Genomic DNA, 17,777 nt, shown 5'->3' on the forward strand with positions numbered 1-17,777 from the left:
CTGTTCGATGAACTGCGCATCGCGCAGTTCATCGACCCCGGGTCCAGCGCTTGCGCTGGTCCAGGTCCAGGGGCGGATAGCCCCGGTGGGGCCTGGGGCAAAGCCCCAGCGCAGCGCCTCCCAAGATATGAGCATTCCTTGTCGCAATAGCGGCCATGTACGTCGTGGTTTCACGCCGTTTCCGTCGCTTCCACGTCCGCTGGAGGGGTCCAAAACCGACCCCGAGCGCGCCGACCTCGCGTCGCGCCCCTTCCAAGACGACCTCCCCGCGCGCCGACCTCGCGTCGCACCCCTTCCAAGGCGACCTCCCCGCGCGCCGACCTCGCGTCGCACCCCTTCCAAGGCGACCTCCCGGCGTGCCGACCTCGCGTCGCGCCCCTTCCAAGACGACTTCCCCGCGTGCCGACCTGTCTCCGCGCCCCTTCCAAAGCGACCTCCCCGCGTGCCGACCTGTCTCCGCGCCCCTTCCAAAGCGACCTCCCCGCGCGCCGACCTCGCGTCGCGCCCCTTCCAAGACGACCTCCCCGCGCGCCGACCTCGCGTTGCACCCCTTCCAGGACGACCTCCCCGCGCGCCGACCCCTCTTCCCGCCCTTTCCGCGGGCATGCCGCTTCTTTCCCGATCGTCCCGCCCCTCCGTTTTGCCTTTTCCGCTCCCGCTTCCACCCCCTCGTGATCCCGATCTAGGATGCGCGCCCCACCCGATGACCCAACCACGCCCCTCCACGCCGAGCTCCTCGGCCCATCCGCTCAAGGTCGCGCTCTTGCTCTTCGGCTCGGGCCTCTCGGCGCTCGTCTACCAGACCGCCTGGCAGCGCGAGCTTCGCCTCGTGTTCGGGTCCTCGACGGCGGCGAGCGCCGCCGTGCTCGCGATTTTCATCGGCGGCGCGGGCGCGGGCAGCTTGCTCTTCGGCAAGCGCAGCGACGCCTCGCCGCGGCCGCTCCGCCTGTATGGGCGGCTCGAGCTCGCCATTGCCGCGCTCGCGGCCGCGAGCCCGTTCGCGATCGACCTCGCGCGCATCGTGTATCGCGCCGCCGGCGGCACCTTTCTGCTCGGAATGACGCTCGGCACGGCGCTACGCCTCGCGCTCGCCGCCCTCGTGATCGGCGCGCCCACGGTCCTCATGGGCGGCACCTTGCCCTCCGCCGCGCGGTCGGCCGAGAGCCCAACCGATACACAAAGGCGCGCCGTCGGCTGGCTTTACGCGGCGAACACGCTCGGCGCGGTCGCGGGCGCCACGCTCTGCACGCTGCTCCTCCTGGAGACGCTCGGCACGCGCGGCGCGCTCTGGGTCGCCGCGCTGCTCAATGCGATCGTCGCGGGCCTCGCGCTCCTCGTGGACAAACGTCTCGCCCCCATGACGGAGGAGCCGGCCGCCACGACGAACGAAAAGGAGGGCGCCGCGGCCACGCCGTCGAGCCTGCCACGGGGGTTCGGGGGCGCAGCTCCGCTTGCCGGAGCGAAGCCCCCGAGCATCGACCCCAGGTTCGTCCTCGCATTCGCGGCCCTCTCGGGGTTCCTCTTTTTCTGGCTCGAGCTCGTCTGGTATCGCCTCCTCGGCCCGCTGCTCGGCGGCACGGTGTACACGTTCGGCGTCATCCTCGCCGTCGTGCTCCTCGGGATCGGGCTCGGGGGCCTCTTGTATCCGATCCTCTTCCGCAAGCGCGCTCCGTCGGCGCGGGGGCTCGCGCTCACGGCGGCGCTCGAAGCGCTCTTCGTGGCCGTTCCTTTTGCGCTCGGCGACCGGCTCGCCGTGCTCGCGCTCGCGGTCCGACCCGAGGCCGGCGCGGGGCTCTTCCATTACGTGCCCGGCTGGATCGCGCTCACGGCCATCATGGCGTTCCCGGCTGCGCTCGTGGCCGGCGTGCAATACCCGCTGCTCGTCGCGCTCCTCGGCGAGGGCCGCGCGCGCGTCGGCTCGCACCTCGGCACCGTGGGCGCGCACAATACCCTCGGCGCCATGGTCGGCTCGCTCGCCGGCGGCTTTTTCCTCGTCCCCTCGCTCGGCGCCCTCGGATCCATGCGCGCCGTGGTGTTCGGGCTCCTCTCCATGGCCGCCGGCGCGGCGTTTTTCGCGATCCGTGTCCCTGCCTTGCGGCGCATGATCGCCGCCCCGCTCTCGGCCGTCCTCGCCTTCGTCGCCATTCTCTCGCCGGGTCCCTCGGCCGTCCTCCGGCACACGCCGATCGGCGCGGGCCGCGTCGATCGGGTCTTGCTCGACACCCCCGCCTTCACGCGCTCCTGGATCGAGGACGCCAAGCGCGCGATCCTCTGGCAAACCGAGGGCCGTGAGAGCAGTGTGGCCATCGACGGCACCGACGGCATCGCGATGGTCGTCAATGGCAAGATCGACGGCAATGCGCGCGGCGACGCCTCCACGCAGGTGATGGGCGGCCTGCTCGGCGCCTTGCTCCACCCCGATCCGAAGCACGCCATGGTGATCGGCTTCGGCACCGGCAGCTCGGCTGGATGGCTCGGCAAGGTGCCCGCGATCGAGCGCGTGGACGTCGCCGAGCTCGAGCCCTCCATGCTCGAAATCGGCCGCCGCTGCGCGCCGGTGAACGAGGACGTCCTTTCGAACCCCAAGGTTCGTGTCCTCCTCGGCGACGCGCGCGAAATCCTCCCGACCGTGCCGGCCCAGTACGACGTCGTCTTCTCCGAGCCCTCGAACCCCTACCGCGCGGGCGTCGCGAGCCTGTTCACGCAGGAGTATTACCGCGCCGTCCGCGGCCGTCTGAAGCAGGGCGGGCTTTTCCTGCAATGGGTGCAGATCTACGAGATCGACGAAGGCACGCTGCGCACGATTTACGCGACCCTCGCCTCGGAATTTCCGGCGGTCGAGACGTGGTATCTCGGCTGGAGTGATCTCGTCCTCGTCGCGTCCGAGGCGCCGCTCGTGCACGATCCGGATCTCCTCCGGACGAAGCTCGCCGCGGAGCCTTATCGGCGCGCGATCTTGAATGCCTGGCGCACCGAGGGGATCGAGGGGCTCTTCGCGCATTACGTCGCCGGCCCTCCCTTCGCGCGGGGCCTCGCCGACGTGCCCGGCGCGGTCTTCAACACGGACGACCGGAACCGCGTGGAGTTCGGCTTCGCGCGGGCCGTCGGCAATTTCGGCTCGGTGTCCACGTTCTTCGAACCCGTCCGGAAACGCAAGGAGGATCGACCGACGCTGAAATCGGGCACGCTCGATTTCGTGCGGGTCGCCGAGGACCGCGCCGCCCAGGTCGCGGGCGACGGCTCGGACCCGTCCATGCCCGAGTACCTCACGCCCGACGCCGAGGTGCGCGTGCAAGCGCTCGTCAATTACGCGGCCGGCAACCTCGAAGGCGCGCTCGCGAAATGGGGATTCCAGGAGCAAGCCCCGATCGGCCCGGTGGAGACGACGCTCGTCGCCGAAGGGCTCGCGTGGAAAGGCGACGACGCCGTCCTCCCGCTGCTCGAACGGCACGCCCGTGATTTCCCGATCGAGGCCGACGTGATCCGCGCCCGCTACGAATACGCGAAGGGCCGGCGCGCCGAGGCCGTGAAGCTGCTCGAAGGGGCATTCACGGCCTACCGGCGTGATCCCTGGCCCTCGACGGTGGTCATGAACCGGGCCATGGAGCTCGCGCGTGAGCTCGGCCAGAGCGCGCCCGCCGATGCGCGGCGCCTCTTCGCGGCGCTCGACACGCCCTTCTCGGTGCTGGTGCTCGAATCGACCCGAAGGAACGTGCGGGTCGATCTCGCCGAGGTGCTCCCCGAGGAAAACGCGTGCGTGGCGGCGTTCTCGGTGCTCGAACCGCATCCGCCGTGGGACGAGCGGATGCTCGGCCTGCGGCGCGATTGTTACGCGCGCTTCATGCACCCGCTCGCGGCGGAGGCATCTCGCGCGACGGAGCGGCGGGCGGCGTGCGTGGGATGGCGGGGATGGCTGACCTGTCTATGACCCGTTCGCCCGCGGCCTTTCGCTCGTTCCGCGTGATGGCGCATCGGAGGATGTGATCGAGAAAGGCCCGAGGCCCGATCGGGTCGTATCGCAAGATCATGTCCGCGCTGCCTTCTTCCACGTAAAACATACCGCAGGGGAGATTGATCTCGAGGAACCAGGCCTCCCCTCGCGCGTCCACCCGGAAATCGCAGCGGGCGTAGCTCACCCCTTGCAAACCGACGAAGATCCGCCGGGTGAGCTCCGTAAGCCGCGCGGCCAGGCGCTCGTCGGTGCACGGCTTCCATTCGAGCGTGGCGTACGTCTTCCATTTCAGGTCGAAGTGCTTGAACGTCTCGCCCTGGGGAAAGGCACAACGGACCGGCGTGAACACGAGCGGCGCGTCGGGCTCTTCCGGGTTTTCCGCCACGAGCACCGTGTATTCGTCGCCCTCGATGAACTCCTCGATCAGCGCCTCGCCGGCGAGGGCGAGCATGTCACGGACCTGGTGCACGAGCGCGTCGTACGTCTGGACACACGACGCTCGGGTCATGCCGATGCTGCCGCAGCTATCGAAATGCTTGACGATGAGCGGGAAATGTAGGGTCCGGGCTGCTCGCTCGACATCCGCATGGCTCTGGGCGAAGACGAACGCCGGCGTGGGGACGCCGAGGTCGACGGCGGCTTGCTTCATCTGCGCCTTCGTGAGGTTGTAAAGCTGCGCGGTGGGGCCGGTGAACGGCAGGCCGAGCCGCTCGAGCTCCTCCACGACCTCGACGCCCGCGATCTCTTCGAGCCAGGTCCCGTCGCAGAGGTTGAGGAAGACGTCGTAGCCCCTCCCGGCGAGCGCTTGCACCTGAGCCGTCGCGTCTTGCTTGTGGACGAGGACGACGTCGACCTCGTGTCCGTCGAGCCAGCGCGCCGGGTCTGGCAGCGGGTCGAGGTCAGCGAGGGGAGAGGAGCCCGCCTGATAAGGCGAGAGCAGAACGCAGATCCGCACGATGCGGAATCTCGCATGGTCCGCGCCGATCGCCAAGGCCCCCTCTCGCCGGTTTTTCACGTCGGTGCGAGCGTGACGTCGACCGGTAGGCAAACGCGCACGAGAGGCGCAGGCGAGCCCTGAGAACGCACCGGCTTGCCATTTCGCATGGGTATGCCCTGGCTATTGCCTCGTTTCGGATTCTCTCGACAGCGCGCTTGAACCCGCGGAGGAAGCCTCGCGCACAGCAGGGACATTCCGACCCGCGTGACCCGCCGTGACATCGCTTTTTGTCTTGACGGGTCCACGTGGTTCCCGTCTACTCGTTCGGTCTACGCGCGCTGTCCGACGTTTCAGCGACTCATCCTCGGTGATGGAGAGTGTGCATGCCGGCGCGAAAGAAGATCCTGCTCATCGACGACTCCGAGATCACGCTCGGGGTCGAGGAAATCATCCTGCGGCGCAGCTACGACATCGTGATGGCCAAGGATGGTGAGGAAGGCGTCCGCAAAGCGCGCGCCGAGCGGCCGGACCTCATCCTCTGCGACGTCGTCATGCCCTCGATCGATGGTTTCGAGACCTGCAGGCGGCTCCGTGCAGATCCCCTGACCGAGGCCGTGCCGATCATCCTCGTCACGAGCCAGTGCAGCGAGGGGATGATGGTGAACGGATTCGAGAGCGGCTGCTCCGATTACGTCACCAAGCCCATCCAGCCCATCGAGCTCCTCGAGAAAGTCAAAAACTGCATCGGTGATTGAGGACCCTGGAGCCCGGCATGTCAAAGCCGCCCCCCATACCCCCCGGAACCCCGCCGGGCTCCTCTCGCGCGCAAAGGTTCCTCCCTCCCGGCGATCTCTTCGCATCTCCAGAGCCGACGATCGTGACGACCGTCGTCGGCTCCGGCGTGGCCATCTGCCTCTTTCACGCCGACCGACGCACGGCAGGGCTTTGCCATTACACGCTGCCCCTCTGCCCCCAGAGAACCGCGTCGTCCGCGCGATTCGGTGATTCGGCGTTTCGAACGCTGATGGCGCAGCTCGAGGAGCTCGGCTGCACGGCCGAAGGCATGGTCGCGCGGGTCTTCGGAGGCTCGAACATCAGCCTGCACGCCTCCCCCGTCCGGTCCCTCGGCGATGAAAACGTCGCGGTCGCGCTGAAGCTGCTCGAGGCCACCGGGATCCCCATCGTGGAGCAGGGCGTCGGCGGGAACAAGGGGCGGCACCTCGCCTATTGCACCGACGACGGCACCATCTCCGTTCGAACGCTTTGAGCCTCCATCAGCGGCCTGAGCATTGGTCTCATCTCGAAGCGCGGCGCTGGGGCGTTGCCCCAGGCCCCAGCAGGGGCTATCCGCCCCTGCACCCGGACCAGCGCAAGCGCTGGACCCGGGGTCGATGAACTGCGCGATGCGCAGTTCATCGAACAGGCCGAGGCAAGACCAGGGAAGGCCCTGCCAACCAAGACCGCCATGACTGGCAACGCTGTCTCTGGTCTTGCCACCGGCCCGTGGAAGAACTGCGCATCGCGCAGTTCTTCCAACTCGAGTCCAGGGCTTGCCCTGGTTCGGGTCGAGGGGCGAACAGCCCCCGCGGGGTCCGGGGCAGCGCCCCGGCGCGACGCCTGTGGAACACCCTCTGAGCCCGATTCCCAGCCGACACACGTAAAACCCGCCCTCGCCGACCTCCCCGCCCGGGTCCCCCCTGGTTCACCCGCATCCGCCGCGCTCCCGAGCCACCTTCCCCACGTGTCACCCCGCCGAGCCGAGCTCGTTCTGGGCCTGCCACGTGTGTCACCGCCCGCCCCTGACCTCCGCAGGCGACTGCACGGCGTGGCAGGACACCCGCGAGGACGTCTTCGTCACGTGACACGTGTGTACACCATCCGACTCGCTCGGTTTGCGGCGCCGCCACACGTGGCAGGCCCGGCGCCCGCGCGGGATCGAGACCTGCCACGTGTGGCAGGTGGGAAAAGGGCACGAAAGCGGCAGCTTGCGCGCGCCCAACTCGCGTACCGCGAGCCCAACGCCTTCCTCGGCGACGGAATCATCGATGCTCGAAAGGAGCCGGACGTCGCGCGTCGCTTCGAGCCGGGAAAGAGACGTCTTGGGCAGGCCCGAGGCTACACGATCCTGTTTGATATCCAGCCGCGGCGGCTGTTTTACGTCCAGCCGACGCGTCGACGAGCACGTCCACCAACAGGGGCGGCGGCGGCAACCCCCCCACCGGCGGCGCCGGCAACGACCGGGGTTGCTTGTGCGGACAATTCCGACATGTGCGACGCGCGGGGGCCTGGCATGCTCGCTCGAATGTGACGCGCAGGCGCCACGCGGAAGCGCGAATGACGAGAGCATACGCAGGCGTTCCGCGCTCCCGACGCAATGCAAGCAAGCGAGGTTTGCCATGAGCATCCAGACGGTTATTTGCCATCTGTCCGCGCTGACCTTCGCCGTCGCCACGCTGGGCGCTGCTTCCGTGGCCCAGGCCGAACCCGTTCTCCAGGCTCGTTGTTCCAACGACTCGCTCTCGATCGAACAGGCGCGCACGCGCCTCGAATGGGCGCGCGCCTGCGGTGTGCCCAACTTCGTCGCGCCGCCTATCAACACCGGACTGCCGTCGGCGAACGGCGCCGGCGACCTCATTGACTACATCGAGACAATCGATTTCTGGGGGCTGAACGCGTACTCCGGCATCTCCAACGGCAATCAGATCAACGACACATTCGTCCGCAACCAGTACTTCAACGGGCCGACGAGCCAGTCCATCGTGAACGGGTTCAAGAAGTGGACGCGGACGAACGACAAGCACCTGCCGCGGCCCGCGTACCCCACGTTCGGAAACACCCATGACATCAACACCGCGAAGGCGCTCTTCCCGCACCCGACACTCGCGGATTGCCGGCTCTACTCCGACACGAACGGGCAGCAGCCGATCCCTGTCGGGAGCACCTTCTTCGTGAACGGCTATTGCGTAGCGAGCTGCTACACGCCCGACCAGAAGGTGCTCTTTCCCGATGGGGAGAAGCCCATCCTCGACGCGATGAACGAGCTCGCTCCGAAAATGATGACCCTCTCCACGGGCTCCACGCTGGAGAGCCCCGAGCTCGTGCGCAACGAGGTCTACAGCTACACGCGCGAACTGCACGATGGCACGCACGTGATTTTCGTCCTCAAGACGGCCTCCGGCGGCGAGCTGCGCGTGACGGACAAGCACCCCGTCATCGACGGGCGCGGCAAAGTCGTCGAGGCCCGCTCGCTCAAGGTGGGTAACAACCTCATTCGCCCCGACGGCAGCTTCGACCCCATCGTCTCCGTGGAGAAGACGCTGCACAGGGGCAAGGTCTACAACATTCGTCCGGTGACGAGCGACCGCGTGTCGAACGTGCTCGTGGCGCAGGGCTACCTGGTTGGCTCCTCGCGTTACCAGAACGAGGATGTCGATTACATGAACCGGGTGATCCTCGGCCGTGCCATTCCCAAGATCGTCCTCCCGGGCGTCAGGCCCTGACGAATCCACCGCGCGGACGCCGCCACGCCCGGAGGGGAGAGGCGGCGTCCGCGCGACCGTCCCGTGCCCTGCCAGATTGAAGGAGGACTCCAGCATGACGTCGAAAAATGCTTCCAGGCGGCCCCCCTGCGCGAAGCGCAAATCCAAGCGAACAAGGGCAGTCGCCGCGCTCGCGCTTGGCGCGCTCGGCGGGTTGTTCCTACTCCGGCGGGGCGAAATCGCGGCGCACACGCCGCACGCGACCGTCGCGATCCAGGGCCACGAGACGAATCCCGTGATCGACCGGGAAGTCGCGCCGACCGCCCCTCGCCTGTCGCTGGAGGCGCCTGCGGAGACTGCGACGCAGGATGAGGAGCCGGCCACGCCGTCCAGCGACGAATGGGATGACAACCCCCTCGGCGACCTGCTCAGGAACATCGTGGACAAGGACAAGAACGTCGGCACGTTCCTCTATTACTACGAGCACGTTCTGCTGGATCGCGAGAGCCGCAAGCAATACGAGAAGCTGCTCTCCGACCAGACGATGTACGCCGAGGTGAAGCAGGGTCTCCTCCATCCTGGCGAGACGAGGGAGACGCTCCAGGGAAACATGACGCGCATGGTGAAGATCGATTACCTGCGCGAAGCGCTCGTGTGGGGCGAGAACCCCTCGCACGAGGCGTTGCTCGACACGATCGAGCAGATCCTCCTGGCGGACAACTTCACCGAAGAAATGGGCACGGACATGCGCCTCTCCATCGCCACGAACAAGATGGAACTCTATGCATTGCTGTTCGACCACGCGCCGGAGCGCGCCGCGGGCGTGGTGCAGGCGGCGAAGGGGACGCGGCTCGAGGCGCTGATCGATTTCATCGCGAATTCGATTGCGCAACGGCGGAAGAACGAGCTCTCGCTCGCGACGGAGGTGCGTCCTTGAGCGCGCGGGCTCTGCTCGTGGTGGCGCTTTCGCTCGGCAGCGTGCTCGCCGGCTGCAATCGTACCAACTTGGACGCGACGGGCGGTGCTGGCGGCGGCGCTGGCGGCGGGACCGGCGAAGGCGGCGCCGGGGGCGGGACCGGCGGAGGCGGCGCCGGGGGCGGGACCGGCGGAGGCGGCGCTGGCGGCGGGACTGGCGGAGGCGGCGCTGGCGGCGGGGCCGGCGAAGGAGGCGCTGGCGGCGGGACCGGCGGAGGCGGCGCTGGCGGAGGCGGCGAGACCTCCTGCACGCCGTGGGCCGTCGACGAGCAGAGGGGCACCCCGCTCGACGATCGAATCCTGGGAATGACCCGGGACGACAAGCAGAACGTTTACCTCGTCGGCTTTGAGCAGGGGCTCTCGGGCGTGACGAACATCGAGCCCGACGGCGACTCCCGGGGCTTCGTGGAGAAACGCTCGCCGACCGGCACGCAGCTCTGGCGGCGGATCTTCAACACGGCGGGCACCGACACCGCCGAGCGCGTGGTCGTCGACACCGCGCGCGGCCGGGTGTTCGTCGTCGGGCGCACGAGCGGCGCGTTCAGGGGACAGAAGAACGCCGGGAAATTCGACCTCTTTGTCGTCGCGCTCGATACGGAAGGAAAGCTCCTTGGTTTGACGCAGGCGGGCTCCAAACGACCGCAGCACCCGACCGCGCTCGCCTTACTCCCGGGCGGCGACGTGGTGGTCGCGGGCTATGACGACGTGTACGTCCCCTCGAATTACGTCGAGTCCGTGGAGGACAGCTTTTGGGGCCGGTTTGCGGTAATTCCTGCGGGGGGAATGAAGAAGATCAATTGGTGGCAGGCAGAGACCCCGGCCCCGGATTCCTTCACGGGCGTGGCCGCGGCGCAGGACGGTAGCGGGGCGCTCTTCGTCACGGGCGTGGCGGTGGGCGGGCCTGGCCAGGGTGTCTTCGTCGAGAGGCTCGACGCGGCCGGCACCGTCGTGTGGAAGAAGATCCTCTCGAAATCAACACTCGACTGGGTGGCCGGCGTCGTGCTCTCGCCCGCCGGTGAGCTGATCGTCGCGGGCTCGAGCTTCCTCACGCTGGGCAAGCAGAGCTTCGGACAGCAGGACGCGTTCGTCCTGAAGCTCGCGCCCGACACGGGCAAAACGCTCTGGGCCGCGCAGGCTGGCTCCGCCGCATCCGATTGGGTGACATCCCTCGACGTCGGGCCCGACGGTCAGGTGTACGTCTCCGGGATGAGCCCGGGGAGCCTGCTTCCCGGGGGAGGCGGGAGCGGCGCGGAGGAGCCGTTTGTCCTGGTATTCGATGCGCAGGGAGCGCAGGTGAGGACATGGCAGGCAAGCACGACGGCGCGCGAGCACGTCTCGGCGCTCGCCCCGGACGGCTGCGGCGGCATCGTCATCGCGGGCCATGTCGAAGGTGAGCTCCTCGGCCCCGGAGCTGGGAAGGAGGACCTCTTCTTCCGCCGCGTCGCGCATTGACATGGGATCGCAGATCTCCTGAGGAAGCGAGGTTCATCATGCGGAGGGATACCATCGCGGGTCTCGTCGTCATCGCGCTCGGGGGCGCGGGCTGCGGGGAGACCAGGCACGACGATGGAAGCGATGAAGGGCCCCCTCGCTCCGATCGCGGGGGCATCGGGGTCGCGGAGCTTGCGCTGGTCCCGGGTCCGGTGACGATCGATGCCCGACGCTCGCTCGCGGTCACCGAGGTGGCGATCACCTCGCGTTTCACGCTCCAGGCGGTGCTCGACGCGCTCGCGGCGCAGAGCGGCGTGCCCGGTGTCACCGGGCTGTCGCTCTTCGAGCAGTTGTGGGACACGCAGAACCCGAAGCCGGGAACGACGAGCGGCCCCCATTGCGACGACCAGATCACGAACAAGCAGACCTCGCTGAATGGCTTCTCCTATCCGTGCCGGACCACCGAGGGCGGTCAGGCGAGCGCGCCGGCGACGGAAATCACACACTACACCGCGATCGGCCTCTTCAACCGCTTCGACCTCGCGCCGGCCAACGGGGCGCATTGCGGCGAGTACCGGGTGATCTTCGCCCGGACCTCCGGGGGCGGGCGCAACCTCGTCAACTTCGAGGCCGTCCTGCCCAACCCGCGTCCCGAGATCGGCCTCGAGGGGTGCCGGCCCGTGGCGAATTTCTGGAGGGATCTCTCGAGCAACAGCAATGTCGCCTCGCGCGCCGCCCTGCTCCATGACTTCTATTTCGACGGGCTCCCCGGCGTCTCGCCCGTGATCCACGTGGACAACTACGGCAACACGGGCCTCAGGCGCCCCACGGGCCAGGTGCGCACGAACCAGTTCATGCAGGGCCCCTGGTCCCTGCGCGAGTTCGCGCTTCAGAAATCCTGCCCCGCCGCGGGGTGCGCGCTGAAGTTCGTCCCCGTCACGGACAAGGTGAACCCTTTCGGCGCCCTCTTCGGCCCGAACTCAATCGAGCCGCGCCGGCAGGCATTCCAGGACCACTTCGTCTCGCAGCTCGAGAGCCTCGCCGTGCCCGACATCAACCTTTTCGTGTACCAGGTACCCGACATCTTCAACGCTGGCGACAGCGTCTCCCAGGCGCCGAGCGCGAACGATTACACCGCACAGTTCGGCGGCGGCGGTGCCTTCGGGACCGCCATTCAGGCGAAGCTTTTGGCCCTCGGCAGCAACCTCACGCCGACGCAGATCGTCGCCCGCGCCGAGGCGCTCTCCTGCGGCGGCTGCCACCAGCTCTCCAATGGGACGAACCTCGGCGGAGGCCTGACCTGGCCTTCTTCGCTCGGGTTCGTCCACGTCTCCGAGTTCCAGGAGGCGGGTCCCGAAGGCAATCGATTCCCCATCTCGCCCGCCCTCACGACCGTGTTCCTGCCGCACCGCAAGGTGGTCTTCGAGGACTTCCTGAACCGGCCCACGTCGCCCGCCGATTTTGACGACGATCGCCGCGCAGAGATCGTCGTGTTCCGTCCCGGCAACCGCACGATGAACGTGCTGCGCTCCTCGGGCGGCTTCGAGTCCGCGACCTTTCGGACGATCGGGCAGGTCGGGGATCAGGGCCTCGGCGGGGCCGATTTCGACGGCGATGGCCGCGCCGACATGACCGCATTCCGCCCCTCGGACAGGACGTTCACCATCCTCACGTCGTCGAGCGACTGGCAGAACGCGATCACACGGAAGCTCGGCGCGAGCGGGGTCATGGCCCTCGCGGGCGCGGATTTCGACGGCGATGGCAAGGCGGACATCTCGATATGGGATCCCGCGACGGCGAATTTCTCGGTCCTCACATCGGCGACGAGCTGGCAGAGCATGCTCCAGAGGAAATGGGGCATCAACGGCGACGTGCCGCTCGCGGGCGCCGATTATGACGGCGATCGGAAGGCCGATTTCGTGATTTTCCGGCCCGGGAACCGGACGATGAACGTGCTCACATCGTCGAGCAACTGGCAGAGCGCCATTCAGGGGATCGTGGGCAACGTGGGCGATGTGGCCGTCCCCGGCGCGGATTACGACGGCGATGGGCAGGCCGACATGGCGGTCTTCCGCCCCTCCGACGGGACGTGGACGATCCGTACGTCGACGAGCAACTGGCAGAGCTCCCTCGTGAAGATCTGGGGTGCATCGACCGACACGCCTCTCGCGGGCGCGGACCTCGACGGCGACGGAAAGGCGGAGCTTCTGTTCTTCCGGCCCTCTGACGGGACGTGGAACGCGCTCACGTCGTCGAGCGGCTGGTCGAGCTCGTTCCAGAGGAAATGGGGCGTCTCCGGGGACGTCCCGCTCACGCGCTGAAATCGCGACGTAACCGACGGGCGAGAGCAGACGCCGGCCACCTTCGACGTCATGCTGGAGTCCTCCTTCATCTGGCAGGGCACAGGACGGTCGCGCCGACGCCGCCCCTCCCCTCCGGACGTGGCGGCGTCAGCGCGGTGGGTTCGTCAGGGCCTGATGCCCGGGAGGACGACCTTGGGAATGGCGCGGCCGAGGAGCACCCGGTTCATGTAATCGACATCCTCGTTCTGGTAATGCGAGGAGCCAACCAGGTAGCCCTGCGTCACGAGCACGTTCGACACGCGGTCCTCCGTCACCGGACGAATGTTGTAGAGTTTGCCCCTGTGCAGCGTCTTCTCCACGGACACGATGGGGTCGAAGCTGCCGTCGGGGCGAATGAGTTTGTTACCCACCTTGAGCGAGCGGGCCTCGACGACCTTGCCGCGCCCGTCGATGACGGGGTGCTTGTCCGTGACGCGTAGCTCGCCGCCGGAGGCCGTCTTGAGGACGAAGATCACGTGCGTGCCATCGTGCAGCTCGCGCGTGTAGCTGTAGACCTCGTTGGGCACGAGCTCGGGGCTCTCCAGCGTGGAGCCCGTGGAGAGGGTCATCATTTTCGGAACGAGCTCGTTCATCGCGTCGAGGATGGGTTTCTCCCCATCGGGGAAGAGCACCTTCTGGTCGGGCGTGTAGCAAGTCGATATGCAATAGGCGTTCACGTAGAAGCTGTCCCCGACAGGGAGCGGATGCTGCCCGTTCTTGTCGAAGTAGAGCCGGCAATCCGCGAGTGTCGGGTGCGGGAAGAGCGGCTTCGCGGTGTTGACGTCAGCGGCGTTTCCGAACGTGGGGTACGCGGGCCGCGGCAGGAGGTTCGTCCGCGTCCACTTCTTGAACCCGTTCACGATGAACTGGCTCGTCGCCCCGTTGTAGTACTGGTTGCGGACGAACGTGTCGTTGATCTCATTGCCGTTGGAGATGCCGGAGTACGCGTTCTTCCCCCAGAGATCGAATGTCTCGATGTACTCCACGAGGTTGCCGGCACCGTTCGCCGACGGCAGTGCGGTATCGATAACCTCGACGTGGTTGGGCACACCGCAGGCGCGCGCCCATTCGAGGCGCTTGCGCGCCTCGTCGGGGCGGAGCGGGTCGTGGGCACAACAGGCCTGGAGAACGAGTTCGGCCTGGGCCACGGAAGCAGCGCCCAGCGTGGCGACGGCGAAGGTCAGCGCGGACAGATGGCGAATAACCGTCTGGATGCTCATGGCAAACCTCGCTTGCTTGCATTGCGTCGGGAGCGCGAAAAGCCTGCGTATGCTCTCGTCATTCGCGCTTCCGCGTGGCGCCTGCGCGTCACATTCGAGCGAGCATGCCAGGCTCCCGCGCGTCGCACATGTCGGAATTGTCCGCACAAACAACCCCGGTCGTTGCCGGCGCCGCTGGTGGTGGGGTGGACGCGCTCGTTCGCGCGGACGCCGCCCCTCCCCTCCGGACGTGGCGGCGTCCGCGCGGTGGGTTCGTCAGGGCTCGACGCCCGGGAGGACGTCCTTGGGAATGGCACGGCCGAGGATCACCCGGTTCATGTAATCGGCATCCTCGTTCTGGTAACGCGAGGAGCCAACCAGGTAGCCCTGCGCCACGAGCACGTTCGACACGCGGTCCTCCGTCGCCGGACGAATGTTGTAGACCTTGCCCCTGTGCAGCGTCTTCTCCACGGAGACGATGGGGTCGAAGCTGCCGTCGGGGCGAATGAGGTTGTTACCCACCTTGAGCGAGCGGGCCTCGACGACCTTGCCGCGCCCGTCGATGACGGGGTGCTTGTCCGTGACGCGCAGCTCGCCGCCGGAGGCCGTCTTGAGGACGAAGATCACGTGCGTGCCATCGTGCAGCTCGCTCGTGTAGCTGTAGACCTCGTTGCGCACGAGCTCGGGGCTCTCCAGCGTGGAGCCCGTGGAGAGAGTCATCATTTTCGGAACGACCTCGTTCATCGCGTCGAGGATGGGTTTCTCCCCATCGGGGAAGAGCACCTTCTGGTCGGGCGTGTAGCAGCCCGATGCGCAATAGGCGTTCACGTAGAAGCTGCCCCCCACAGGGATCGGCAGCTGCCCCTTCTTGTCGAAGTAGAGCCGGCAATCCGCGAGCGTCGGGTGCGGGTAGAGCGGCGTCGCGGTGTTGATGTCAGCGGTGTTTCCGAACGTGGGGTACATGGGCTGCGGCAGGAGGTTCGTCCGCGCCCACTTCTTGTACCCGTTCACGGTGAACTGGTACGTCGGCCCGTTGTAGTACTGGTTGCGGACGAACGTGTCGTTGATCTGATTGCCGCTGGAGATGCCGGAGTACGCGTTCTTCCCCCAGAAATCGAATGTCTCGATGTACTCCCAGAGGTAGCCGGCATTGTTCGCCGACGCCAGTCCGGTGTCGAATGCCCCGACGTGATGGGGGACGCCGCAGGCGCGCGCCCATTCGAGGCGCAGGCGCGCCTGGTCGGGCGAGAGCACGTCGTTGGCACAACGACCCTGGATTAAGGGTTCGGCCTGGGCCACGGAAGCAGCGCCCAGCGTGGCGGCGGCGAAGGTCAGCGCGGACAGATGGCAAATAACGCTCTGGATGGTCATGGCAAATCTCGCTTGGTTATATTGCGTCGGGAGCGCGAAAAGCCTGCGGATGCCCTCGTCATTCGAGCTTCTGCGTGGCGCCTGCGCGTCACATTCGAGCGAGCATGCCAGGCTCCCGCGCGTCGCACATGTCGGAATTGTTACGCACTACCAACCCGGGGGTACCGCCACCGCTGTTCGTGAAAATGCTGGTCGAGGCGCCAGGCAGGCTAGACGTAAAGCAGCCGCAGCAGCGGGGCATCGAGCTGGACCGTAGCCGCCATTCGGGCCAGCCCTCTTCTCCTGGGCTGGATTGGCCGTTCATGAATGCGGTAAACGACGACGCTGGACGCCTGCTGGCGGTGAAGCTGTCCATTCACTGCCTCTGAGCCCGATCCCCGGCCGACACACGTGGAACCCGCCCTCGCCGACCTCCCCTCCCGGGTACCCTCTGGTTCACCCGCATCCGCCGCGCTCCCGAGCCACCTTCCCCACGTGGCACCCCGACCGAGCCGACCTCGTCCCGGGCCTGCCACATGTGTCACCGCCCGCCCCCGACCTCCGCAGGCATCTGCACAGCGTGGCAGGACATTCGCGAGGACGCCGTCAATCATGTGACACGTGTGTACGTAATCCTCCCCGTTCGGCATACGGCGCTGCCACACGTGGAAAGCCCGGAATCCAAGCGGGATTGAGACCTGCCACACGTGGCGGGTGGGAAAAGGGCACGAAAGCCTCCTCGGACACGCGGGAGCGCGTTGATTTCACGCGGGCAGTTGGGGCAACTTGGCACGATGACGGACATTCAGGCGGCGGCATACGCGGCCGCAGTCGCGAAACTGCTCCATGCCCATGGTCCCGCGCCGCGCGAGCGGCTGCTCGCCGCATGCTTGGCGTTCGGACTTTCGGAGGAGCAAGCAAACACGATCGTGGAGCGTGGGTTCGCGCTCTCGCTTTATGTCGTCGATCCCGCGACCGGTCACTTGCGCGCACCCCAGTTGTTGCGCCGCGAGCCCACCGCCTTCCTCGGCGACGGGATCATCGATGGTCGAAAGGATCCGGACGTCGCGCGGCGCCTGGCCATCCTGCGCGTGCTCCTGTCGACGGCGCCCGTGGCCATGTGGGCCGTCGATCAGGCAGGCTACATCATCTATTACGAAGGCAAAGCCCTCGAAGGACTGGGTCTCCAGGACGGGCAGTTCGTCGGGCAGAGCTTCCACGAGGTCTTCGGCGAGCACGCATGCGCGCCCTACGTCGAGCGCGCGTTCAACGGCGAGATCGTGCAGGTCTCCTGGGAGTACGGAGGCATCATCTGGCAGAACTGGTGCTTTCCGCTGAAAAACGCAGCCGGCGAGGTCGAGCTCGTCTCGCTCGTGTCGATGGACGTCACCGAGGCCCGGCACGCCGAGCAGGAGCTGCGCGAGAGGCTCACGACGATCGAACGCCAGCAGCGCGTGATCAGCGAGCTGTCGACGCCCATCATCGAGGTCTGGGACAAGGTGCTGGCATTGCCGCTGCTCGGCGTGGTCGATTCGACGCGCGCAGCCATGGTGATGACGAACCTGCTCGCCGAGGTGGTGAACAAGGCATCCCAGTTCGTTTTGCTGGATCTGACGGGCGTCGAGGCCGTGGACACAGCCACGGCAGGCTACATGCTCGACCTGCTGCGCGCGGTGCAGCTGCTCGGCGCGGAAGGCATCATCACGGGCATCCGGCCGAGTGTCGCGCAGACGATGGTGACGCTCGGCGTGGACCTCGGCGGCATCGTGACGCACGCAACCCTGCGTCAGGGCCTCCAGCATTGCCTGCGCGGGCTCCGGCAGGGCAAAGCGTAGCGCCGGGGTTTCACCCCGGACCCCGACCAGGGGCTGTCCGCCCCTGGACCTGGACCAGCGCAAGCGCTGGACCCGGGGTCGATGAACTGCGCGATGCGCAGTTCATCGAACAGGCCGAGGCAAGACCAGCGACGACCCTGCCCATCAAGACCGCGGCGCTGACGATTCAACAGGCCCGTCGCCAGCGTGCAACCCCCCCTCCTGGTCTTGCCACCGGCCCGTGGAAGAACTGCGCATCGCGCAGTTCTTCCAGCTCGAGTCCAGGGCTTGCCCTGGT

At 67.3% G+C, this 17,777-nt stretch carries 12 protein-coding genes; 9 read left to right on the plus strand and 3 right to left on the minus strand.

Translation table 11 applies throughout. From position 1 onward, the window contains the following. The first annotated feature begins 703 nt into the window (after positions 1–703). The gene (locus KEG38_RS53320) at positions 704–3,928 is read left to right on the plus strand and encodes a fused MFS/spermidine synthase (RefSeq protein ID WP_272428752.1); all 3,225 of its coding nucleotides are present in this window, start codon (positions 704–706) and stop codon (positions 3,926–3,928) included. Here the strand turns inward: KEG38_RS53320 and KEG38_RS53325 are convergent. Then, complete coding sequence (locus KEG38_RS53325; RefSeq protein ID WP_272428753.1) at positions 3,840–4,907, minus strand: D-alanine--D-alanine ligase family protein; 1,068 nt, start codon at positions 4,905–4,907, stop codon at positions 3,840–3,842. The genes KEG38_RS53320 and KEG38_RS53325 overlap by 89 nt on opposite strands. A gap of 365 nt (positions 4,908–5,272) precedes the next feature. Between KEG38_RS53325 and KEG38_RS53330 the strand changes: the two genes are divergently transcribed. The 6 genes from KEG38_RS53330 to KEG38_RS53355 all read left to right on the plus strand — a co-directional run bounded on the left by KEG38_RS53330 (position 5,273) and on the right by KEG38_RS53355 (position 13,095). Then, complete coding sequence (locus KEG38_RS53330; RefSeq protein WP_272428754.1) at positions 5,273–5,644, plus strand: response regulator; 372 nt, start codon at positions 5,273–5,275, stop codon at positions 5,642–5,644. A gap of 122 nt (positions 5,645–5,766) precedes the next feature. Beyond that, the gene (locus KEG38_RS53335; protein ID WP_272428756.1) at positions 5,767–6,156 is read left to right on the plus strand and encodes a chemotaxis protein CheD; all 390 of its coding nucleotides are present in this window, start codon (positions 5,767–5,769) and stop codon (positions 6,154–6,156) included. 1,129 nt (positions 6,157–7,285) lie between these two features. Next, entirely contained in the window at positions 7,286–8,389 is a 1,104-nt protein-coding gene (locus tag KEG38_RS53340) for a Hint domain-containing protein (RefSeq protein ID WP_272428757.1), read from the plus strand. 94 nt (positions 8,390–8,483) lie between these two features. Further along, positions 8,484–9,305 (plus strand): hypothetical protein, encoded by an 822-nt coding sequence (locus KEG38_RS53345; protein WP_272428759.1) that lies wholly within the window; start codon positions 8,484–8,486, stop codon positions 9,303–9,305. Between the two features lie 344 nt (positions 9,306–9,649). Continuing rightward, positions 9,650–10,795, plus strand: a complete 1,146-nt coding sequence (locus KEG38_RS53350; RefSeq protein ID WP_272428761.1) for a hypothetical protein — start codon at positions 9,650–9,652, stop codon at positions 10,793–10,795. Positions 10,796–10,833: 38 nt separating this feature from the next. After that, on the plus strand, positions 10,834–13,095 hold the full coding sequence (locus tag KEG38_RS53355) for an FG-GAP repeat domain-containing protein (protein ID WP_272428762.1): 2,262 nt from the start codon (positions 10,834–10,836) through the stop codon (positions 13,093–13,095). Positions 13,096–13,241: 146 nt separating this feature from the next. Here the strand turns inward: KEG38_RS53355 and KEG38_RS53360 are convergent, their stop codons facing one another. After that, a complete protein-coding gene (locus KEG38_RS53360; protein WP_272428764.1) occupies positions 13,242–14,336 on the minus strand; it encodes a Hint domain-containing protein in 1,095 nt (364 codons plus the stop codon). Positions 14,337–14,591: 255 nt separating this feature from the next. Next, on the minus strand, positions 14,592–15,686 hold the full coding sequence (locus KEG38_RS53365; protein WP_272428767.1) for a Hint domain-containing protein: 1,095 nt from the start codon (positions 15,684–15,686) through the stop codon (positions 14,592–14,594). A gap of 179 nt (positions 15,687–15,865) precedes the next feature. Between KEG38_RS53365 and KEG38_RS53370 the strand changes: the two genes are divergently transcribed. Beyond that, positions 15,866–16,054: a hypothetical protein gene (locus KEG38_RS53370; protein WP_272428769.1), complete on the plus strand. Its 189-nt coding sequence runs from the start codon at positions 15,866–15,868 to the stop codon at positions 16,052–16,054. A 405-nt stretch (positions 16,055–16,459) separates the two neighbouring features. Next, positions 16,460–17,500 carry an STAS domain-containing protein gene (locus KEG38_RS53375; protein WP_272428771.1) on the plus strand — a complete coding sequence of 347 codons (1,041 nt, stop codon included), beginning with the start codon at positions 16,460–16,462 and terminating at the stop codon, positions 17,498–17,500. Positions 17,501–17,777: the final 277 nt, after the last annotated feature.

The sequence above is a fragment of the Polyangium jinanense genome (assembly GCF_028435265.1).
Classification (GTDB): domain Bacteria; phylum Myxococcota_A; class Polyangia; order Polyangiales; family Polyangiaceae; genus Polyangium; species Polyangium jinanense.